Origin of the sequence: Streptomyces sp. 13-12-16, from assembly GCF_002114215.1 — a bacterium.
GTDB lineage: Bacteria > Actinomycetota > Actinomycetes > Streptomycetales > Streptomycetaceae > Streptomyces.
In genome coordinates this window covers 1-21,678 of the sequence record NZ_NCTE01000001.1, presented here as the reverse complement: position 1 = coordinate 21,678, position 21,678 = coordinate 1, and the positions used below count along the sequence as shown (strand labels likewise).

Below are 21,678 nucleotides of genomic sequence, written 5' to 3'. Positions count from 1 at the left end.
ACCTGCGGCACCTGGAGACCGTGCCGTTCGAGAACCTGTCCATCCATCTCGGCGAGGAGATCGTGCTGGAGGGGAAGCGGCTGCTGGACAAGGTGGTGGAGGCGCGGCGGGGCGGGTTCTGCTACGAACTCAACGGCGCCTTCGGGGCGTTGCTCGCCGCCCTCGGCTACGACGTCCAGCTCCTCGCGGCGCGGGTGCACGGCGACGGGGGCCGGCTCGGCATCCCGTACGACCATCTCGCGTTGCGGGTGCGGACGGTGGACGGCGGCGACTGGCTGGCCGACGTCGGCTTCGGCACCCACTTCCACCTGCCGCTGGCCTTCGGGGAGCGCGGGGAGCAGGAGGACGCCGGGGGCGCGTTCCGGATCGCCGAGGCGGGCCCCGACGCGGCCGGGGTGCGCGGCGGGTCCGACCGGGTGGAGGCCGCGGACCTGGACGTGAGCCGGAACGGGCGGCCGGTGTACCGGCTGGAGATCCGGCCGAGGGCGCTCGCCGACTTCACGGTCGGAGCGTGGTGGCACAGCACCTCGCCGGCCTCCCACTTCACGCGGTCGCCGGTGTGCTCGCGGATCACCGGGGACGGGGGCAGGATCACGATCAGCGGCCGGCGGTTCACGGTCACCGCGCCGGACGGCACGCGGCAGGAGCAGGAGACCGGGACGGACGAGGAGGTGCTCGCGCTCTACCGGGAGCGGTTCGGGATCGTGCTGGACACGGTGCCGACGGCGCGCGGCACCGGGAAGAGCGGCTGACCCCGGTACCGGACAATGACCCGTGTGAGTGATGTGCGACATGTGCTGGTGCTGCCCGACCGTGACGCCGCGGAGGAGGTGGCCGAGGCCCTCGGGGAACGGTTCGGCGTGGACGAGGAGCCGCGGCTGGTGCGGGACGCCCTGGCGGGGGAGGACGACGCGGAGGACGCGCAGTGGCTCGTCCTCCTGCGGGACGAGCCGGCCCGGCTGGATCCCGGGGAGCTGGACGAGTTCGTGGCCGGGTGGGACGGCTGGCGGGAGGAGCCGTAGCCCGGCGGCCGCCGGCCGGGCGGCGGTGTCAGTGGCGCGTGGGATGCTTGTCGCGATGGCCAGGAAGACCGCATCCGACGACCTCCTCGCCCCGGTGACACTCGCCGTGGGCCAGGAGGACCTGCTGCTCGACCGTGCCGTGCGGGAGGTGGTGGCCGCCGCGAGGGCCGCCGACTCCGACACGGACGTGCGCGACCTGACACCGGACCAGCTCCAGCCCGGCACCCTCGCCGAGCTGACCAGCCCGTCGCTCTTCGCGGAGCGCAAGGTCGTCGTCGTACGCGATGCGCAGGACCTGTCCGCCGACACCGTCAAGGACGTGAAGGCGTACCTCGGCTCGCCGGCCGAGGAGATCACGCTCGTCCTGCTGCACGCGGGCGGTGCCAAGGGCAAGGGGCTGCTCGACGCGGCGCGCAAGGCGGGGGCGCGGGAGGTGGCGTGCCCGAAGATGACCAAGCCGGCGGACCGGATGGCCTTCGCACGGGGCGAGTTCCGCACCGCCGGCCGGTCGGCCACCCCGGAGGCGTGCCAGGCGCTGGTCGACGCCATCGGGAGCGATCTGCGGGAGCTGGCCTCGGCGGTGTCCCAGCTCGTCGCGGACGTCGAGGGCACGATCGACGAGGCGGTCGTCGGGCGGTACTACACCGGGCGGGCCGAGGCGTCGAGCTTTGCGGTCGCCGACCGCGCGGTCGAGGGACGTGCGGCGGAGGCCCTGGAGGCCCTGCGCTGGTCGCTGTCGACCGGCGTGGCCCCGGTACTGATCACCAGCGCGCTGGCCCAGGGCGTACGGGCGATCGGCAAGCTGCAGTCGTCGCCGAACGCGCGCCCCGCCGATCTCGGTATGCCGCCCTGGAAGATCAACCAGGTGCGGCAGCAGATGCGCGGCTGGTCCCCGGACGGCGTGGCCGTCGCGCTGCGCGCGGTCGCCGAGGCGGACGCGGGCGTGAAGGGCGGCGGGGACGACCCGGAGTACGCCCTGGAGAAGGCGGTCGTCACGATCGCCCGTGCGGCCCGCTCACGGGGACGGGCGTAACGGCGCGGAAGAGGCCGAAGGCCCCGCCCACCACCCGGGGAAGGGTGCGAGGGCGGGGTCTTCGGTTGAAGCGTGTGAGCTCGCACCCGCGTGGCGAACGCAGGCCGCGTACGAGCTCGGGGTGCCGGCCGGGGGCGGATGAGAGAGGGCCCGCCCGGGTCCCGCCGGCGGTCAGATCAAAAGGGTGGTTCAGCCCTTGACGGCCGCGACCTTCTGAGCCAGCGCCGACTTCTTGTTGGCGGCCTGGTTCTTGTGGATGACGCCCTTCGAGACGGCCTTGTCGAGCTGACGCGCGGCGGCGCGCTGGTACTCGGTGGCCTTCTCGACGTCACCCGCGGCGGCGGCCTCGCGGGCCTTGCGGATCGCGGTCTTCAGAGAGGACTTGACGGCCTTGTTGCGCAGCCGGGCCTTCTCGTTGGTCTTGTTCCGCTTGATCTGGGACTTGATGTTCGCCACGAATGAGCCTCTACAGGTTCTGGCACGGGACCGCTCGGGACCCGTACCGGTGATTTCTTGGGGTGTGCCTCGCGCTGAGAGGGCATGAGACACAGCCCCCCACACTACCAGCGGCCCGTTCAGCGGCCCAAACCCGTCCCCGGTCGCCACCCGTGGGACCATGGAAGCTACGTATCGATCCGACCCGAGACCGCAGACGCACAAGCACACGTATGCGGACGCCTCAAGAATCAGGACCCTGCGTGCCCGCGATCCCTAGCCATGTGCCCGAGCCGAGCCGTACCGACCCGGCGCTGATCCGCAATTTCTGCATCATCGCGCACATCGACCACGGCAAGTCCACGCTCGCCGACCGGATGCTCCAGCTGACCGGAGTGGTCGAGCAGCGGCAGATGCGCGCTCAGTACCTCGACCGCATGGACATCGAGCGCGAGCGCGGCATCACGATCAAGTCCCAGGCGGTGCGGTTGCCGTGGGCCCCGACCCACGACAAGGGCAACACGCACATCCTCAACATGATCGACACGCCGGGGCACGTCGACTTCACGTACGAGGTCTCCCGCTCGCTCGCCGCCTGCGAGGGCACGATCCTGCTGGTCGACGCCGCCCAGGGCATCGAGGCCCAGACCCTCGCCAACCTCTACCTGGCGATGGAGAACGACCTCACGATCATCCCCGTACTGAACAAGATCGACCTGCCGGCCGCGCAGCCGGAGAAGTTCGCCGAGGAGCTGGCGAACCTGGTCGGCTGCGACCCCGACGACGTGCTCAAGGTCTCCGCGAAGACCGGTCTGGGCGTCGAGGCGCTGCTGGACAAGGTGGTCGCCGAGATCCCCGCCCCGGTCGGCGTCAAGGACGCCCCCGCCCGCGCGATGATCTTCGACTCGGTCTACGACTCCTACCGCGGTGTCGTGACGTACGTCCGTGTCATCGACGGCCAGCTCAACAAGCGCGAGCGGATCCGGATGATGTCCACCGGCGCCACGCACGAGCTGCTGGAGATCGGCACCAACTCCCCGGAGATGCTGCCCGCCGACGGCCTCGGCGTCGGCGAGGTGGGCTACCTCATCACCGGTGTGAAGGACGTCCGCCAGTCGAAGGTCGGTGACACCGTCACCAGCCAGCACAAGGGCGCCGAGGAGGCGCTCGGCGGCTACAAGGACCCCAAGCCGATGGTGTTCTCGGGCCTCTACCCCCTGGACGGCTCCGACTACCCGGAGCTGCGCGAGGCCCTCGACAAGCTCCAGCTCAACGACGCCGCCCTGGTCTACGAGCCGGAGACCTCCGCCGCCCTCGGCTTCGGCTTCCGCGTCGGCTTCCTCGGCCTGCTGCACCTCGACGTGATCCGTGAGCGGCTGGAGCGGGAGTTCGGCCTCGACCTCATCGCGACCGCGCCGAACGTGGTCTACCGCGTGGTCATGGAGGACGGCAGCGAGCACACCGTCACCAACCCGAGCGAGTTCCCCGAGGGGAAGATCGGCGAGGTGTACGAGCCGGTCGTGCGCGCCACCATCCTGGCGCCCAGCGAGTTCATCGGCTCGATCATGGAGCTGTGCCAGACCCGGCGCGGTGTCCTGCTCGGCATGGACTACCTCTCCGAGGACCGCGTGGAGATCCGCTACACGCTCCCGCTCGCGGAGATCGTCTTCGACTTCTTCGACCAGCTGAAGTCCAAGACCCGCGGTTACGCGTCCCTGGACTACGAGCCCACCGGCGAGCAGACCTCCAGCCTGGTCAAGGTCGACATCCTGCTGCACGGCGACAAGGTGGACGCGTTCTCCGCGATCACCCACAAGGACCAGGCGTACGCGTACGGCGTGCGGCTCGTCGCCAAGCTCAAGGAGCTGATCCCGCGGCAGGCCTTCGAGGTGCCGGTGCAGGCCGCCATCGGCTCGCGGGTCATCGCCCGCGAGACCATCCGCGCCATCCGCAAGGACGTCCTCGCCAAGTGCTACGGCGGTGACATCTCCCGCAAGCGGAAGCTGCTGGAGAAGCAGAAGGAAGGCAAGAAGCGGATGAAGATGGTGGGTTCCGTGGAGGTTCCGCAGGAGGCCTTCATCGCCGTCCTCTCCAGCGACGACAGCGCGGGATCCGGCAAGGCCAAGAAGTAGCCGGGGGAGCGACCGGAGGTTACCGCGGGTCACTCCGCAAACCGGGGTGTAACGGGGCCCGTCGTACGCGAGTACGGCGGGCCCCGCGCGTCCACGGGGTAGCTCTCCGTGTGAAGTGACAGGCCGTGACCCCTTACGCGGTGGCCGGTCGCGCTTTACTCTGTCCGTGCTCGATAGTTACTCGCGAGTTAAACAACGGCGCGAGGAAGTCCCAGCCGCACTGAGCCAGCCGCACCGTCGCGGGCCCCGGAGGATGTCGTGAGCGACACACAGACACTGATCGAGAACCGCCCGCCGACCCTGGCGACCCTCTTCCTGGAGCGCGTGGCGGCCACACCGGACGGCGAGGCCTACCGCTACCCGGTCCCGGCGGCCTCGGGCGAGGGCCCGGACGACTGGAAGTCCCTCACCTGGGCGGGCACCGCCGAGCGGGTCCACGCCATCGCGGCCGGCCTGATCGAGCTGGGCGTCGAGCCCGAGCAGCGGGTCGCGCTCGCCTCCTCCACCCGGGTCGAGTGGATCCTCGCCGACCTCGGCATCCTCTGCGCGGGCGCAGCCACCACCACGGTCTACCCGCAGACCAACGCCGACGAGTCCGCCTACATCCTGTCCGACTCCCAGAGCCGGGTACTCATCGCGGAGAACGCCGAGCAGGTCGCCAAGGCGGTCGAGAAGCGCGCCGAGCTGCCCGAGCTCACCCACGTCGTGGCCGTCGACCCGGCCGGCGTCGAGACCGACGACTTCGTGATCACCCTCACCGACCTGGAGAAGCTCGGCGCCGCCCGGCTCCAGAAGGAACCGGAGCTGATCAAGGAACGCGTCGCCGCGATCACCAAGGACCAGCTCGCCACCCTCATCTACACCTCCGGCACCACCGGCCGCCCCAAGGGCGTACGCCTGCCGCACGACTGCTGGGCGTACATGGCGAAGGCGATCCCGGCGACCGGCATGGTCGGCGGCGACGACGTGCAGTACCTGTGGCTGCCCCTCGCGCACGTCTTCGGCAAGGTGCTGATCTCCGGGCAGATCGAGGTCGGCCACGTCACCGCCGTCGACGGCCGCGTCGACAAGATCATCGAGAACCTCCCGGTGGTCCGGCCGACCTACATGGCGGCCGTGCCCCGCATCTTCGAGAAGGTCTACAACGGCGTGGCCGCCAAGGCGAGGGCCGGCGGCGGAGCCAAGTACAAGATCTTCCAGTGGGCCGCCGGCGTCGCCCGCGAGTACGCCAAGGTCACCCAGGACAACTTCCGCCGCACCGGCACCGCGAGCGCCCCCTTCGGTCTCTCGGCGAAGCACAACATCGCCGACAAGCTCGTCTACGCCAAGATCCGCGAGGCCTTCGGCGGCAACCTCCGCGCCTGCATCTCGGGCTCCGCCGCCCTCGCCCCCGAGATCGGCTACTTCTTCTCCGGCGCCGGCGTCCACATCCTGGAGGGCTACGGCCTCACCGAGTCCTCCGCCGCCTCCTTCGTCAACCCCGGCGAGGCCTACCGCACCGGAACCGTCGGCAAGCCGCTGCCCGGCACCGAGGTCCGCATCGCCGACGACGGCGAGGTCCTGCTGCGCGGCCCCGGCATCATGCAGGGCTACCACAACCTGCCCGAGAAGACCGCCGAGGTCCTGGAGGAGGACGGCTGGTTCCACACCGGCGACATCGGTGAGCTCTCGCCCGACGGCTACCTCCGCATCACCGACCGCAAGAAGGACCTGATCAAGACGTCCGGCGGCAAGTACATCGCCCCCGCCGAGGTCGAGGGCCAGTTCAAGGCGGTCTGCCCCTACGTCTCCAACATCCTCGTCCACGGCGCCGACCGGAACTACTGCACCGCCCTCATCGCCCTCGACGAGGCCGCCCTCACGGCCTGGGCGGCCGAGAACGGCATGGAGGGCAAGGCGTACGCGGACATCGTCGCCGCGCCCGCCACGGTCGAGATGGTCGACGGCTACGTCAAGCAGCTCAACGAGGGCCTGCAGCGCTGGCAGACCATCAAGAAGTTCCGCCTCCTGCCCCGTGACCTCGACGTCGAGCACGGCGAGATCACCCCGAGCCTGAAGCTGAAGCGCCCGGTGGTGGAGCGCGAGTACAAGCACCTCATCGAGGAGATGTACGAGGGCGCCCGCGAGGCGTGACGGTCACGGTGCCGGGGGTCGCCGGGCCCCGCCCGGCGCCCCGGCGGTCACGATTGGACCGTTTCTCCCGACAGAACGCGGCACAGGCAGCGCCTCAGTTGGAGAAACGCTCCAATCACCATCCGCCGGGAGCGCCGCCGTCGAAGCCCGTACGCAAAAGCGTGGCCTGACACGCCGACGGCCGCTAGGCTCGAAGATCCTCAGGAGCCCCGGCGGATCGGATACGGACGCGGGGCCAACGGCTGATCAGAGAGAGCGTACTCATCCGATGAGCGCAGGTGGTACGGCGCGTACGCCCGATCCCAGACTTGCCGAACTCGCCCGCACCTCACGGAACTTCGGCTTCCTGTACGACCATCTGCCCCTGCTCGTGGCCTACGGCGCCGCCGCCGAGGCGCATGTCTTCACCGACCCGAACACCTCGCTCCTGAAGTCCCGGCAGTTCGGCGAGGCCCTCGCCTCGGACCTCGTCCTCCGGGGCCGTGTCCCCTACACGGGTGACAAGCAGATCGAACGCCTTGCCGCCCTGGACCGCGAGGGCTATCTGCACGGCAACGTGAAGGACGCCTTCCACGAGGTCCGGATCCTGGGCAACAAGGCCAACCACGACGGCCACGACGATCCCGACGACGCCTTCCGCGCGCTGCGGACCTGCCATCGCCTGGGCGTCTGGTACTACCGTCTCCTCACCGCCTCCCGTGACCAGCGGACCTTCGTCCCGCCGGACCCGGCCCGCACCCCGGCCGCCGAGAACCGTGCCCTGCGCTCCCAAGTGGCCGAGACGCGACGCGCCCTTGAGGAAGCCCGCCTGAGCTACGAGGGCCAGGCGAGCCAGGCACAGGCCGAGCAGACGGCCCGCGCCGCCGCACAACGCGATCTGGCCGCCGTCACCGCCGAGCGCGAGGAACTCGCCCGCCAGGTCGAGGCCATGCGCGACCAGCTCGTGGCACTCCAGCAGGCACAGACCGCCGCCGACACCCGTCTGCTGCGCCTGCGGGCCACCACCCCGTCCGCCACCTCCGAGGCCGTGGCCGAGCGCGCCCGGCTCCTCGACAACGCCGAGCAGGCCGCCCGCGAACCCCTCACCGAGGCCCAGGTGCGCACCCGCCTGGACGAGATGCTCACCGAGGCCGGCTGGAGCGTCCAGGACGCGGGCGCCGACCTCAACCTCTATGTGCAGGGCGACCGGCGCGGCAGCGGCGTTGCTGTCCGCGAAGTGACCACCGCGAAGGGCCGCGCCGACTACGCGCTGTACGTGGAGCGCAAGCTGGTCGGGGTGATCGAGGCCAAGCGCGAGGGCGCCGACCTCACCGCCGCCCAGGAGCAGGCCGACCGGTACGCGGACCATCCCACCGACGCCCAGCAGCGCCTGATCGCCTGGCGCACCCCTCTGCCGTTCCGCTACGTCTCGGACGGCGGCGAGACCCGGTTCCGCAACACCCTCGACCCGGACTCGCGCACCCGGCGCATCTTCTCCTTCCACCAGCCCCGCACCCTCGCCCGGTGGATGCGCCAGGCCGAACAGGACCCGCAGGCCCCCTCCTACCGCGCCAGGCTGCGCCTGCGCATGCCCGAGCTCGACGAGCGCCCGCTGCGTCCCGCACAGATCAAGGCGGTGCGCGGGGTCGAGGAGTCCGTCGCGCACGGCAGGGGCCAGCAGGGCACCGGCCAGTCCCGCTCCCTGGTGCAGATGGCGACGGGTGCCGGCAAGACGTACACGGCGGTCACGTTCGCCTATCGCATGCTCAAGTACGCGCAGGCGGAGCGTGTTCTGTTCCTGGTCGACCGGAACAACCTGGGCGCCCAGGCGCAGACCGAGTTCGAGAACTTCATCACCCCCGACACCAACCGCACCTTCGCCGACCTGTTCAACGTGCAGCGTCTGGGCGCCGAGGGGATGAACCCCTCCGCCAAGGTCGTCGTCTCCACCGTGCAGCGCCTGTACATGGAGCTGACCGGCGCGACCGTCCCCGCCCGGACGGGCACCGACGGCGAGGAGGAGTTCTCCTACGAGACACCCGGCGAGATCACCGTCGGGTACAACCGGAACATCCCGCCCGAGGCCTTCGACCTGATCGTCGTCGACGAGTGCCACCGCTCCATCTACGGCAAGTGGCGCTCCGTCCTGGAGTACTTCGACGCCCCGATCGTCGGCCTCACCGCGACACCCGTCGCGCAGACCTTCGGCTACTTCAACGGCAACCTGGTCAGCGAGTACACCTATCAGGAAGCGGTCGCCGACGGCGTCAACGTCGACTTCCAGGTCTACGAGATCCTCACCCGGATAACGGGCGAGGGCGGAGTCATCGCCCAGGGCACCATCCCCGTCCGCGACCGGCGCACCCGCAGACAGCGGTACGAGGACTTCGACGAGGACGTCACCTACGGTGCCCGCGAAGTCGGCGTCGGCGTGATCAGCAAGGACCAGCTGCGCACGGTGATCCGCACCTTCCGTGAGCGCCTGTTCACCGAGATCTTCCCGGGACGCGCCAAGCGCGATCCGGAGACCAACGAGCTGCTGTGGGACGAGATGTACGTCCCCAAGACCCTGATCTTCGCCAAGAACGACAACCACGCCGAAGAGATCGTCGAGGTCGTCCGGGACGTCTTCGGCAAGGGCGACGACTTCTGCGCGAAGATCACCCACGCGGCACGCAAGCCCGCCGAACGCCTCTCCGACTTCCGTAACCTGCCCCAGCTGCGCATCGCCGTCACCGTCGACATGATCGCGACGGGCACGGACGTCAAGCCGCTGGAGTGCCTGCTGTTCCTGCGTGACGTCAACAGCTGGGCCTATTTCGAGCAGATGAAGGGCCGGGGCGCCCGGACCCTGTCGCTCACCGAGTTCGAGCGGGTCACGCCGGGTGTCGGTCCGAAGACGCACTTCGTGATCGTCGACGCGGTGGGGGTGACCCGCAAGGAGAAGGTGGACGCGGGCCCGCTGGAGCGGCACACGGAGAAGGACCTCAACCTCGAGAAACTCCTCCGTCTGACCGCCCGGGGGGTCGCGGAGGACGAGCACGTCTCCACCCTCGCCTCGCGCCTCGCCAAACTCGATCTCCAGATGACGGACGAGGAGCGGGCGGAGATCGAGAGCCTGAGCGGCGGCGTCCCCCTGAAGACCATCGTCCACAACATGGTCGAGGCGGTGGCGGTCGACGAGCAGGCGAAGACCCGGGAGGGCGCGGAGCGGCTCGGACTCGACCCGGACAAGGCCGTCAGGGCCGCGGTGGACCGCGCCCTGCAGCCTCTCGCGTCCAACCCTGCGCTGCGTGGCCGGCTGCTGGAGATGCGGCGCGCGAAGGACATCCTGTACGACGAGACCAGCCGCGACGCCCTGGTCTCCGCCGGCGCGGTCACGGAGGACGAGTCGACGGCCCGCGAGACGGTACGCGACTGGCGGGCGTACGTGGACGAGCACCGTGACGAGATCGCGGCGCTCTCCCTCGCCTTCGCCGCCGGCTCGCAGGTGCCGCCGCGCGAGGCCCTGCGGCGTCTGAAGGACCTGGCGCGCTCCGTGGCCCGTCCGCCGCGCGCCTGGACGACGGACAGGCTCTGGCGTTCCTACGAGCAGGTCGGCGAGGCCGTGGCGGCGGACCGTTCCGCCGCACGGACGGCGGCCGACCTGCTCGCGCTGATGCGGTACGAACTGGAGGGCGGCGCGGAGAAGGGCGCCAAGCCGCCACGTCCGCACGACGAGGTGATACGGGAGCGGTACGCGGCCTGGCTGACGCGGCAGGAGCAGGCCGGTGTGATCTTCACCGAGCAAGAGCGCTGGTGGCTGGACCACATCGCCGCCGCCACGGTCAAACATGTACGCTTCGACACCGCCGACCTCGACTACGCCCCGTTCACCAAGCGGAACGGCACGGACGGCTTCCTGGCGCAGTTCGGCGAGACGAGGGCGGAAGACATCCTCGACGAACTGGACAGGGAGCTGGGCGCGTGACGCTGGGGCTGGGTACGGCTGCGGAGGGCGGGGCCGGGGAGGGCTCCGAGGGCTCGGGCGGGCTTCCGGCGGGGTGGGCGCGGGCGACGCTGGGGGAGCTCGGCGTAGAGGTCCAGCCCGGATTTGCCAGCGGTAAGCACAACCGGGACGGCGACGGTATCGTGCACCTCCGCCCGATGAACATCACACGTAATGGCGCCATTGACCTGTCCGACGCCCGCTACGTGGCGGATGAGTCGGACCGGCGGGTTGAGTACGGCGACGTCATCTTCAATAACACGAACAGCCCGGCTCTCGTGGGGAAGACCGCGTGGTTCGGCTCGCTCGAGCCTGCGGCTTACTCAAACCATATGACCCGGCTGCGTGGGCCTGAAGGGCTCGACAGTAAATTTCTCGCCATTCAGCTGCACTGGTTGTGGTTCGGTGGTTATTTCAAGACCGTCCTGAACAATCATGTGAACCAGGCCAGCGTGGCAAGGAAAGTCCTGCTCGCCACGGAAATCGTTGTGCCGCCTCTGCCGGAACAGTTGCGCATCGTTGCCGAGGCCGAGCAAAACCTTGCCCGGATCGAAGCGGGCGAGGCAGCGGCATCGGCTGCGCTTTCCAGTGCTGTGATGCTTGCCGAGCAGGTGACCGGCCTGGGATCCCGAGGCTGTCTGGAAGAGAGTGAGCTATTTCCTGCGTTTCTGCAGAAGGCTGATATCGACGACGGCCCACTTCCCCATCTTCCGGTAGGCTGGAAATGGGCCCGCCTGGGGCAGGTTGCTGCAGTTGTCGGTGGCGTGACCAAGGACAGTAAGCGTCAGGGTGATCCAGACTACGTAGAAGTGCCGTATCTGCGCGTTGCCAATGTCCAGCGTGGAGAAATAGTCCTGGACAGGGTGGCGACCATTCGCGTTGCTCCGAACAAAGCGGAGGCGCTTCGCTTGAAGCGCGGCGATGTGCTCCTCAACGAGGGTGGCGACAGGGACAAGCTCGGGCGTGGTTGGGTCTGGGACGGGCAAATCGACAACTGCATCCATCAGAACCATGTGTTCCGGGCGCGTGTGATCGATGCAGAGATTCATCCCAAGCTCTTGGCATGGCACGCCAACGGTTTCGGCAAGTCGTGGTGTGATCGCAACGGAACTCAGTCGGTGAACCTCGCATCGATCAGTCTCCGGAAGATCAAGCTGCTTCCTGTGCCGATTCCGCCCCGCGAGATTCAGGAAGAGCTCGTGAAGACGATCGAGCTCCACCTTGAAGGTGTGGCGATCGCACGGGCCATGGCAGAAGATGCGTTGGCCCGAGCCCAGGACCTCCGCGCCTCCCTCCTCCACGCCGCCTTCACCGGCGCCCTCGTCCCCCAGGACCCCGCCGATGAACCGGCATCGGTGATGCTTGACCGGATCCGTGCCGTATACGGGGCAAAAGCCCCCCGTAAGCGCACCGCCCACCAGCCCCGCCCCACACCGCCCGGTCAGGAAGAACTGCCCTCATGAGCACCACCCCCGCCTCAGTGAACAGCACCACCCGCCGGTCCGCCGGTGAGACGACCTCCACGCTCGTCAACCGTCTCTGGTCCTACTGCGAGCTGCTCAGGCACTCCGGTGTCTCCACCCTCGACTACGTCGAGCAGCTCACGTACCTCCTCTTCCTGAAGATGGCCGACGAGCGGGCCAACCGTCCCGCGCGGTTCCGCAGGAACGAGCCGGAGGAACCATTGGTCCCCGAGGGCCTGGACTGGGCCAGCCTCACCAGCCGCTCGTCCGAGGACCTCCTCGACCACTACGAGCACATCCTGCGGGAGCTGGGCCGCAAGGGCGGGACCATGCTCGGCGAGGTCTTCACCAAGGCGCAGAACAAGATCCATGAGCCCGCCGTCCTCGACCGGCTCGTCAAGGACCTGATCGACCCCTACACCTGGACCCGCGAGAACCAGGACCTCAAGGGCGACGCCTACGAAGGCCTGCTCCAGCGGGGTGCCGAGGACCGCAAGACCGGAGCCGGCCAGTACTTCACCCCCCGCCCGCTCATCGACGCCATGGTCGACTGCGTGCAGCCCAAGCCCGGAGAGTCGATCACCGACCCCGCCTGCGGTACCGGCGGCTTCCTCATCGCCGCGCATGCGCACATCGCCGAGCGCTACGAGGACGAGCTGTACGGCGACGAGGGCCGCAAGCTCCAGACCGGCGCCATCACCGGCTACGAACTGGTGCGAGAGACGGCCAGGCTCGCGCTGATGAACATGCTGCTGCACGGCATCGGCACGTCCGAGGGCCGCCCGCTGATCACGGTCCAGGACTCCCTGGCGAAGTCGCCCCACAAGTTCTACGACATCGTCCTCGCCAACCCGCCCTTCGGTGTGGGCTCGGTGACGGGTGAGGCGTACACCGCCCGCAAGGACTTCTGGACCCAGACCACCAACAAGCAGCTCAACTTCGTCCAGCACATCTACACCCTGCTGAAGACGAACGGCCGGGCCGCGCTCGTTCTGCCCGACAACGTCCTGTTCGAGGGCGGCGCCGGCGCGGAGATCCGCCGCCGTCTCCTAGAGCTCACCAACGTTCACACCCTGCTGCGTCTGCCCACCGGCATCTTCTACGCCAACGGCGTCAAGGCGAACGTCCTGTTCTTCGACAAGGTCCCGCCCCGGCCCGGCGGCGCGCCCGCCACCAAGCAGCTCTGGGTCTACGACTTCCGTACCGACCAGCGCTTCACCCTCAAGCAGCGCGCCCTGCGCCGCGAACACCTCGACGACTTCGTCGCCGCCTTCCACTCCGGAGGCGCGGACTACTCAGCCCGAAAGCCCAGTGAGTGCTTCCAGCCTTATGAGTACGATGAGCTGATCGCACGTGACAAGGTCAATCTCGACCTGACGGTGCTTCAGTCCGCCTCCGCCTCCTCCGCCACACTCGCGCCGCCGGATGTGATCGCTCAGGAGATCGTGGACGATCTGGAAAGCGCCCTGGCCGAGTTCACCGCCGTCGCTCAGGCCCTGAAGAAGGCCGTCGGTACGACGAGCACCGGCAACGAGGCAGGCCAAGCCGCGAGCGATCCCGCGCACAGCACCACCACCGGCACCACCGAAGAGACAGACCAAGACCAGGAGCGGTAGCCCGCCTCTCGGCCCTCTGATTAACCTGCCCAGAGGTCCCGGCGGCGGTCACTCCGCCCCGGGACCGACACAGGGACTGGGTGAAGCATGGCCAACGGGCTCGGCAACGGCGTGGCGGGAGCGGCGGCGGGAGGTGTGCCGGAAGCGCTCTGGACCGGCGAGGACATCGCCGCACGCCTCCTGCGCTTCTACGACGAGAAGACCAGCACCCGCGCCATCACGCGCCTTCAGTTCGTGGAGCACGTCGGCTATCTGCTCTTTTTGAAGCTGGACCACGAGCGCTCACAGCGGCCGGGGCGGTTCGCCCGGAAGTCCGTCGCCCCTGAGGGTACTTGGCCGCGGTTGACCGATCTGAGCGGCGACGCCTTGCACTCCGGTCTCACCGATCTCATGCGGGAGCTCGACGACCAGGCACCCGCCCGTCTCGACCGGCGGATCGCCGCCATGGTCTTCCGTGACGCGCAGCCCTGGGACCTCGGCCGGATGGCCGAGCTCACCAAGCTCATCACCGAGCAGATCGACCCCTACCAGTGGCGGCTCATACCCCAGACCGAGCTGGGACGGGCCTTCACCATCATGCTGCGCGCCTGCCGGGAGGACATCGACCGCAAGATCGACACCGGTCAGATCCTGACGCCCACCCCTGTCCTGAGCGCGGTCGTCAAGGTGCTGGAGGTAGGACCCGAGGACACCGTCATCGACCCGGCCTGCGGAACCGGCTCCACGCTCATCGCGGCCCACCAGGCGCTGCAGTCCACCGACCCGACCGCCATCGCCGGAGCGGACCTGGACGCCCAGATGTGCCGACTGGCCACCCTTAACATCCTGTTCAACACCGGACGGCCCTTCTCCGACCCCGCGCCCGTGAGGTTGGCGGACACCCTCACGCACAAGGTTCCCGTGGTGCGGGCCGACAGCACCCTCCCCACCGTGGCCATCTGCAACCCGCCCTTCAAGAGCGACGGCGTGGTCCCCAATGCCACCATGCGGGACGACTTCCTGGCTTACGGCGACTTCCCCACGAACTTCCTCCAGCACCTCATGGTCACCCTGAGGTCAGGTGCGCGGGCCGCCGTCTTCATGCCCGACGGGGTGCTGTCCGGCAGAGGCGCCGCGGCCACCGTACGGCGCGCCCTGCTGAGCAACTGTGACGTGCACACGCTGCTGCGGCTGCCCACCGGCATGTTCCACCGCAAGGGCGTGAAGTCGAACGTCCTCTTCTTCACCAAAGCCACGCCCAAGCCGAACGGCCGTCCCGTCACACGGGAGCTGTGGGTCTACGACGCGCGCACGGGCAACCACCGCACCGACACCGGAAACCCGGTCGAGGAAGCCGATTTCGACGACTTCGTCGCCGCGTGCCTGCCGGAAGGCGCCGAGCGCACCGAGTCGGAACGCTTCCGCCGGTACACGGTGGACGAACTGCTGGACAATCCGAAAGTGAGCTTCGACCTGCCGGCCAACCTTGCCCCGGAGCTGGACGACTTCGGTTCCCCGAAGGAGATGGCCACCGAGATCGCCGGCCTGCTCGACAACGCGGCCGCACACTTCCGTGAGGTCGCGGAGGCCTTGCCGTAGGCGAGGAGAGCGATGGTGGGAGGTCGGCCACGGGCAGCCGACCTCCCACCCTCTGCTCACTCAGTCGGCTGCCGCGAAGGCCACGAACGCCGCCCAGCCATGCGCGTGTACGGAGAGGGACGGCCGGTCCACGTCCTTGGAGTCACGGATGCGGACGCTCTCTGCTGCGAGGGCCACTTCCACGCACTCGCCCCCCTCGTTGCCGCTGTAGCTGCTCTTGTGCCAGACAAGCTGTCGGGAGCTCTCAGCACTCATCGTCGGTCTGCATCCTCTCGATCAGGGCCAGGGACTCTCGCGGAGTGAGAGCCTGGGCCCTGATGCTGCCGTAGCGTGCGGCCAGAATACGGACCTCGTCCATGTCCGTGGCCAGACGTGCGACGGCCTGTACTTCCGTGTATCCCACCTGAGGCTTCCCCTTTGGCGTCAGGAGGGTGAAGGAACCGCCCATGCAAGCGTGTTCGTACCGTTTTGTGGGCATGACCTGCAACTCGACGGTGCGGAGTCGGCCTAGTTCGAGGAGTCGCGTCAACTGTTCCTTGTGGACCTCTGGCCCTCCGATCGGTCGACGAAGCACTACCTCTTCGATGACCGCCGTCACCATGGGCGGGGGCCACTCGGTCAGGATGCGTTGGCGGTCCATCCGTGAAGTCACCCGCTGCTCGATGGTCTCCTCTGCCAGGAGAGGCTTTCGCATCTCGTACAGTGCGCGAGTTCGCCGCTCGGTCTGGAACAGCCCAGGCACATCATGGTTGTTGTAGAAGTTGACCTCGACCGCCTCAGCCTCAAGCCGCGCATAGTCCCGGAACCAAGCCGGATGCCGGACCCGAGCCCGGGCCTTCGCCCGTGCCACGTCCTCCTTGGTCGCCTTCAGCAGCCCTTCGGCGCCGAGCAGGTCGTCCGCCGCGTCGAGGAACTCGGGCTGAGGTGTGCGGCGGCCCCGTTCCAGGGACGAGACCAGGTCCTCGCCGTATCCCAGCCGGTCGCCCAACTCCTTCTGGGTCAGGCCGGCGCGTTCGCGCAGCAGCTTGACCTGTCTGCCCACAGCCCTGTTCAGATCGAGCAGACCGTCCGTGTCCTCCGGGGGTTCGGGGCGGCCTTCGGCATTGTTCTGACGGGGTCCCGATGTCATCACGCATCCCCCAACCCGCCCGACCGCCACCCGGTTACGTCCGTCGGCACGGACACGCAACCGACAACGGCGGTACAGGCGCGTGCCGTACCGATGGTTCCTCTGGTCAGCGTACGACGCTCCGGACACTCTCTGTGACATGAACTATGAAATCCGTAACCGATCTCCCTTGGCTCGCCGGGTTCCCGCGCCCGCGCCCTTTCGTCAGCAGTTCAGCTCGACCCGGCGTGGGGCGCGCCTTGCCCGCCTCCTCGCGGCTGAGCAACTGGTGGACTGGGGGTGGGACCGGGGCGGCGAGTATCTGAACGCCGCCGAACTCGTGGTGGGTGAGCTCGCCGCGAACGCCGTCACCCACGGCCGCGTTCCCGGGCGGGACTTCCTGCTCACGATGGCCCTCGTCCTCCCTCCCGAAGGGGGTTCGGGCACCCTGAGGATCACGGTCGCCGACAGCAGGGGTGAGCGGCTGCCCATGCCGGTACCGGCACCGTGCCCGGACGGCGAGCACGGACGTGGCCTGGTCCTGGTGGGCGCGCTCGCGCTCCGGTGGGGGGTCCTACCCCGCTTCCCCGCAGGAAAGACCGTATGGGCCGAGTTGCCGGGGCCGCCGAGGTGAGACGGCTCCGACGACTGGCGAGTACCGGCGCCTCCCCGCCGGTTCACGCCCCTGCCCCAGCCGCCCGGTCACGACAGGTGATCGTCCTCGGTCTCTTCCCCGGCCGCGATCCGCTGCCACAGCCGTTCGGCGATCTCGACCAGTGTTCCCTCACCCGGCACCCGCCACTGCTTGGGCCCCTGGACCGCGCTCCACTGTTCCTTCCAGTCGGCCTCGTTCCACATCTGGGAGATCAGTCCCGTGGGCGAGTACCGCTTGCCGTCGGCCTCCCAGAGCAGCGGGTTCCTGCGGTCGTTGACCCAACTCGCGCGGCGGCGCCGGGGGTCGGCGTTGAGCCAGGCGCCGATGGCGAGCTCCTCCACGGCGCTCGGGGCGTACTCCAGACGCGTGCCCTCCTCGATCGCGTCGTGGTCGACCAGCAGCCGCACGGTCTGCGGCCTGCGCTGTCGGCCGGGCCCGGCGGTCTTCATCAGGGCGGCCAAGTTCATGGGGGAGTCCGGTCCCACCCCGCGGTCGAGAGTCCCGAGTACCGCCGTGACCAGGCGTGCGCAGCGCTCCTCGTTCGCGAACGTACTGGTGACGAAGCTCTTCGGGGTGAAGAGGGTGTCGACCATGCTGATCAGGCAGGCCAGTACGGAGCTCACCTGGCTCGGGATCTCCGCGAGCACGCCCTCCCAGTCGCCTTCCGGCTCCTCGAAGCGCTCTCTCCCGACACGCTGGAAGACCAGGTGGGCGATGAGGAGAGTCCCGCTGTCGGCGATCGAGGCGGGCCGGCCGGAGAGCTTCGCCCGGGTCTTCGTCAGCTCGTCACGTACGAGCCGCAGCACCTGGACGGCACGCCAGATCTGCAGCGCGCTCGGCTGCTGTCCGAAGAGGCGCGTGTAGGCGCCGCCCGGTCCCTCGCTCCACAGGGCGTTGGTCGATCCCTTGACCCGCACGGCGAGCGAGGAGTCCCGGTGCATACAGGCCAGGGCGGTGGCCGCCTCGGTGACCGAGCAGCCCGACTCGGGCGCGGGGTCCAGCTCGCCGCGCCGGAAGACGTACTCCTTGTCGAGGGAGATGCGGAAATCCTTCTGGATCTCGCTCTGGACCGGGTCGATCGCGATGAAGTCCCGGCGTTCCATGTGGTTCTGGGTGTTGGTGGCCTTGGTGATGGAGCGGCCGAACCCTTCCGGCGTGCCGTCCAAGGAGATGACGCGCACCATCACGTACGCCTCCCCCGTGGCCTCCGCGTCCTTTTCGTAGGCCCGGAACGCGGAGGTGACCGTCTGGGCGCCGTTGACGACACTGGCGTTGGTCAGGGTCAGGACGGTCGGCTGGCCCACCGCCCGCTTGAAGGGGTACTCCTGGATGATCTCGTCACACTGCACGGTGATGCCGTTGTGCCGGTAGAGGAAGCCCTCCGGGTCCTCCAGCATGGAATCGACCATGGTCTGGTTGACGCCGGTCAGTCCGAGCGAACGGCGGACGTTGCGGTCGTAGAGGCGCTCGCCGTGTCCCTCGCCCTCGTCCTTGCCTCCGTACCAGCGGGCGAGCTGATCGGCGCTGACCTCACCGATTACCGCCTTGAACGGGGTCTCACGGCGGTACCACTCCCGGTTCATGGTCGCCCTGAGGGTGATGGGCTGGGGTTCCAGGTCCTCTCGGACGGCCCGGTGGAACTCGGCCTGATTCACCACCCGGTACGCGACGGTCCGTCCGTGTCCGCCGAAATCGTCGGCCGCCTCGTCCAGGATGTTGGCGGTCTCCGGGGAGAGACGGCCGTCGCCCATGAGAGCGATCACCAGGTGCACCTTGCACGTGGGCAGCTTGAGGACACCGTGAATGCGGTCCGAGAGCAGTTGCAGCCGCTCGTTGAAGTGGTCGAGGTCGCGGTTGTCCAGCTTCTTCAGCCCGTGGATCAGCTTGAGGGCGGCCTCGGTGTCGAAGCCGGCCGTCCCCTTGTCCTTCCACTTGGCCTGGATCAGATAGATCTCCGAGCCCGAGGCGGAGAAGGCCACACAGTCGATGCCGAAGTCGTCACGGCCGTCGATGACCCCGGCTGCCGCTTCCTCCGACGTGCAGTCCGTGAGGATCCGGGCCGCCTTCGCCGAGACCGCCCGCGACAGCAAGGCCGTCTCACGCTCCTTGAGTTCCTTCTTCACGAAGTCGTCCATGGAGATGATCTCCCCGAACTCCTTCAGCAGCGCCTTCCGGATGTGCTGAACCTCCAGCGGCATGTTCTGCTGCCCGCTCTGCGCCATGCATCCCCCAACATCGAGGCCTCGACCAACCTGTCAGTTTAAACACGACAAATAGTCGCATCTCAGCCAAATGGCTTGTTGTGTATTGGTGCTGATGTCAGCTCGGTGTGCGGGCGGGTGAGTGTGAGGTGCATGGCCTGGCAGCCCTCGCCGAAACTGGAGCAGTCTTGGCGCGGGCCCGCGTCCGGTCGTTCGGGGCGGAAACCCAGGGAGTTGTAGATCAGGGCCGCAGCGCGGTTGACGGGTTCCATGGTCGGCCGGACCCGCTCGCTTCCGCTGTGGCGCAGCCGTCTCAGGACTTCCACCATCAACTCACGCCCCGGTCCGTGGCGGCGGCAGTCCTCGGCCGCGTCATGGGCCGAGGGCTCAACTGTCACAGCTGATCGCAGTGGTGACCACCAGTACGTAGCCGCATAGTCGGCCGTCGCCGTTGTCGAGGGTCGGGAAGTGCTCGACGTACATGTCGTAAAGCTGGCGCAATAAGAATGCCGAATAGGCGACTTGCTGGAAGACCTCCTCGTCGAGCCGCTGCGGTTCGGGTGGATCGGTCTCCCGTGTCGGCCGCAGCAGCGGGGCCGTGACTCCGGTGGAGACGTCGGCCGGGTGAGGCGCTGCTCGTGGTCCAGGGCGCGCTCAAGCGGTTCGGCGGTCATGCCACCCCCAGTCGGGACGCGAGACGTCACGGGAGCCTGGGCCGCCGTTCACACGAAGGAGGGAATGGGGACCTCGGTGGCGGCCGGTGACTGCTTCTGGCTAGAGCGAGCGTCCAACTCGCCTCTCACAAGGGTGATTTCTATGACAGGACTGTGCTGACGTGCGCCTGACGTGCGCCTGGTCACGGAGTACTGGCGGGTTCCTGGCTGTCTCCGTGTGCCCGCCGGGCTTACCGTACGAGCGCCTCGAACGGCAAAGGGAGACATCGCGAGGCCATGCCGTAGGAAGCCGCCTCGCGAAGGTCTCCCTTCGTCCGACATCGGGCTGCCGATCCACTGTGAGGAGACCAGAACCCATGACGTCCCTTGACCGTACCCCAGCGAATGCTGAGCCAGTGAGCGCCGAGACCCGTGTTCGGCCGCGCTCATGGGTGCCGATCCTGACCACAGTGGCACCGCTGGCCGCAGCACTCGTCCTCGCGTTCACCGGGCACAGTGAGGTGGCCGTCGCCGCTGTGGCCGCGAGCGGTGCGGCTCAGATCACCATTCACATCCGGCGTTAGCGCGCTGCCTTCTGCCGACGCCTGGCGTGAAACGCCTCGATTCGTCTGGCTGGCCCATGTAGGGCGGGGTCCCGGGCCGGTACGGCCGGGACCCCGCCCCTCTTGTCGCGTTTCCGCGATGACCGGAACGCGGCGGCTTCCTGTCCGTTCCTGACCGCACACCTGACGCTGTTCTCACCCTTGGCGGTCCACTTCGGTGACTCGGCGCTTATGGGCGGGTCCGGTCTGTCACCCTGTCGGCATCGATCGAGTTCTCTTCGTACGAACTGCCCGGGGAGCTGCCCATGGGGGCCATTCCGACCCAACGGGAGACCGCCTCGTGCGCCTCCGGCGCGCGGGAGTGCGCGTGGGTGGACGCGACCCTGCCCGGGAGCCCCTTCGCACCGGGTGCCGCACGCGCCCTGCTGCGCAAGGCGCTCACCGAATGGGCGGAACTCGCCCTGCCCGGCGCCGAACACCTCACCGGCCGCGTCGGCGACGACGCCACGCTGATCGCCAGCGAACTCGTCACCAACGCCGTCGTGCACGCCGGCACCGAGGTGCGGATGGCGTGCAGGCTGGAGGAGGGGACCGGCGCGCTCGTCGTCGAGGTCGCCGACCAGCACCCCTCCCGCGCGCCGCGCGGCAACGAGCCGGAGGGGTCGCCGTACGACACCCCCGAGTACGGGCGCGGCCTGCGCCTCGTCGCCGCGCTCTCCGAGGCCTGGGGGATCACCTACCGTCCGGGCACGAAGACGGTGTGGGCGCGCCTGGCCGCAGGGGGGTGCACGGCGGGCGACCGGATCGAGGCGTACGCCGGGGAGCGCACGCTGGCGCGGGATCTGCGGGTGGCGGAGATCCTCGCGCCGGAGCCGCCCCGGACGGAACGGAAAGGCCCCGGTCCGCTGGACACGCCGGTCTCCCGGACCTCGTCCGGCCACCGGGAGACGCCCGGTCCCGCCCGGGACACCTGGCGCGGCGGCTCGTACGGCGACGACTGGCTCGCCCGCCGGCACGGTCGGGACGGGACCTGGCTCGGGCGCGGCGCCCTGTCCTTCCTCGCCGAGGCCTCCGATCTGCTCGCCGGGCAACTGGACGAGGACCTGGTCACCTCGCTCA

Annotated in this window: 15 protein-coding genes; 11 read left to right on the top strand and 4 right to left on the bottom strand. The window is 68.8% G+C overall.

Going from position 1 to position 21,678, the window contains the following annotated elements; translation table 11 throughout:
* Window positions 1–2: 2 nt before the first annotated feature.
* From B7767_RS00085 to holA, 3 genes are read left to right on the top strand one after another with little or no spacing between them, the layout of a single operon-like run.
* On the top strand, window positions 3–752 hold the full coding sequence (locus B7767_RS00085) for an arylamine N-acetyltransferase (RefSeq protein ID WP_256923264.1): 750 nt from the start codon (window positions 3–5) through the stop codon (window positions 750–752).
* Between the two features lie 24 nt (window positions 753–776).
* The gene (locus B7767_RS00080) at window positions 777–1,022 is read left to right on the top strand and encodes a hypothetical protein (RefSeq protein ID WP_085570258.1); all 246 of its coding nucleotides are present in this window, start codon (window positions 777–779) and stop codon (window positions 1,020–1,022) included.
* 55 nt (window positions 1,023–1,077) lie between these two features.
* Entirely contained in the window at window positions 1,078–2,055 is a 978-nt protein-coding gene (gene holA / locus B7767_RS00075) for a DNA polymerase III subunit delta (protein WP_179166981.1), read from the top strand.
* 189 nt (window positions 2,056–2,244) lie between these two features.
* Here the strand turns inward: holA and rpsT are convergent, their stop codons facing one another.
* Entirely contained in the window at window positions 2,245–2,511 is a 267-nt protein-coding gene (gene rpsT / locus B7767_RS00070; protein ID WP_030858234.1) for a 30S ribosomal protein S20, read from the bottom strand.
* A 242-nt stretch (window positions 2,512–2,753) separates the two neighbouring features.
* On the opposite strand from rpsT, the gene lepA reads away from it, so the two are divergent.
* The 6 genes from lepA to B7767_RS00035 all read left to right on the top strand — a co-directional run bounded on the left by lepA (window position 2,754) and on the right by B7767_RS00035 (window position 15,379).
* Window positions 2,754–4,622, top strand: coding sequence for a translation elongation factor 4 (lepA, locus tag B7767_RS00060; RefSeq protein ID WP_085570253.1), 1,869 nt, complete (start codon window positions 2,754–2,756; stop codon window positions 4,620–4,622).
* 258 nt (window positions 4,623–4,880) lie between these two features.
* Entirely contained in the window at window positions 4,881–6,755 is a 1,875-nt protein-coding gene (locus tag B7767_RS00055; RefSeq protein ID WP_085570252.1) for a long-chain fatty acid--CoA ligase, read from the top strand.
* Between the two features lie 268 nt (window positions 6,756–7,023).
* Window positions 7,024–10,704: a DEAD/DEAH box helicase family protein gene (locus B7767_RS00050; protein ID WP_256923263.1), complete on the top strand. Its 3,681-nt coding sequence runs from the start codon at window positions 7,024–7,026 to the stop codon at window positions 10,702–10,704.
* Window positions 10,701–12,185, top strand: a complete 1,485-nt coding sequence (locus tag B7767_RS00045) for a restriction endonuclease subunit S (RefSeq protein WP_085570251.1) — start codon at window positions 10,701–10,703, stop codon at window positions 12,183–12,185. Before B7767_RS00050 ends, B7767_RS00045 begins: the two co-directional genes overlap by 4 nt.
* A complete protein-coding gene (locus B7767_RS00040) occupies window positions 12,182–13,801 on the top strand; it encodes a class I SAM-dependent DNA methyltransferase (protein WP_085570250.1) in 1,620 nt (539 codons plus the stop codon). Before B7767_RS00045 ends, B7767_RS00040 begins: the two co-directional genes overlap by 4 nt.
* 87 nt (window positions 13,802–13,888) lie before the next feature.
* Entirely contained in the window at window positions 13,889–15,379 is a 1,491-nt protein-coding gene (locus B7767_RS00035) for a class I SAM-dependent DNA methyltransferase (protein ID WP_085570249.1), read from the top strand.
* Between the two features lie 60 nt (window positions 15,380–15,439).
* On the opposite strand, the gene B7767_RS00030 is transcribed toward B7767_RS00035, so the two are convergent.
* Together B7767_RS00030 and B7767_RS00025 are read right to left on the bottom strand one after the other, a co-directional pair.
* Window positions 15,440–15,634, bottom strand: a complete 195-nt coding sequence (locus tag B7767_RS00030) for a DUF397 domain-containing protein (protein WP_085570248.1) — start codon at window positions 15,632–15,634, stop codon at window positions 15,440–15,442.
* Window positions 15,624–16,508 (bottom strand): helix-turn-helix transcriptional regulator, encoded by an 885-nt coding sequence (locus B7767_RS00025; protein ID WP_085570247.1) that lies wholly within the window; start codon window positions 16,506–16,508, stop codon window positions 15,624–15,626. The genes B7767_RS00030 and B7767_RS00025 overlap by 11 nt, the downstream gene beginning before the upstream one ends.
* A 139-nt stretch (window positions 16,509–16,647) precedes the next feature.
* Here B7767_RS00025 and B7767_RS00020 point away from each other — a divergent pair, with 139 nt between their 5' ends.
* Window positions 16,648–17,121, top strand: a complete 474-nt coding sequence (locus B7767_RS00020) for an ATP-binding protein (RefSeq protein WP_085570246.1) — start codon at window positions 16,648–16,650, stop codon at window positions 17,119–17,121.
* 68 nt (window positions 17,122–17,189) lie between these two features.
* Here the strand turns inward: B7767_RS00020 and B7767_RS00015 are convergent, their stop codons facing one another.
* Window positions 17,190–19,364, bottom strand: a complete 2,175-nt coding sequence (locus tag B7767_RS00015) for an AIPR family protein (RefSeq protein ID WP_085570245.1) — start codon at window positions 19,362–19,364, stop codon at window positions 17,190–17,192.
* 1,500 nt (window positions 19,365–20,864) lie between these two features.
* On the opposite strand from B7767_RS00015, the gene B7767_RS00005 reads away from it, so the two are divergent.
* A partial coding sequence (locus B7767_RS00005; protein ID WP_143652107.1) for an ATP-binding protein occupies window positions 20,865–21,678 on the top strand: 814 nt, incomplete at its 3' end.

Excerpts from the sequence above, each read along its gene's own strand:
- B7767_RS00025 (WP_085570247.1), bottom strand. The coding sequence starts at position 16,508 with ATGACATCGGGACCCCGTCAGAACAATGCCGAAGGCCGCCCCGAACCC.
- B7767_RS00050 (WP_256923263.1), top strand. The coding sequence starts at position 7,024 with ATGAGCGCAGGTGGTACGGCGCGTACGCCCGATCCCAGACTTGCCGAA.
- B7767_RS00040 (WP_085570250.1), top strand. The coding sequence starts at position 12,182 with ATGAGCACCACCCCCGCCTCAGTGAACAGCACCACCCGCCGGTCCGCC.
- holA (WP_179166981.1), top strand. The coding sequence starts at position 1,078 with ATGGCCAGGAAGACCGCATCCGACGACCTCCTCGCCCCGGTGACACTC.
- B7767_RS00030 (WP_085570248.1), bottom strand. The coding sequence starts at position 15,634 with ATGAGTGCTGAGAGCTCCCGACAGCTTGTCTGGCACAAGAGCAGCTAC.
- B7767_RS00035 (WP_085570249.1), top strand. The coding sequence starts at position 13,889 with ATGGCCAACGGGCTCGGCAACGGCGTGGCGGGAGCGGCGGCGGGAGGT.
- B7767_RS00015 (WP_085570245.1), bottom strand. The coding sequence starts at position 19,364 with ATGGCGCAGAGCGGGCAGCAGAACATGCCGCTGGAGGTTCAGCACATC.
- B7767_RS00020 (WP_085570246.1), top strand. The coding sequence starts at position 16,648 with ATGAACTATGAAATCCGTAACCGATCTCCCTTGGCTCGCCGGGTTCCC.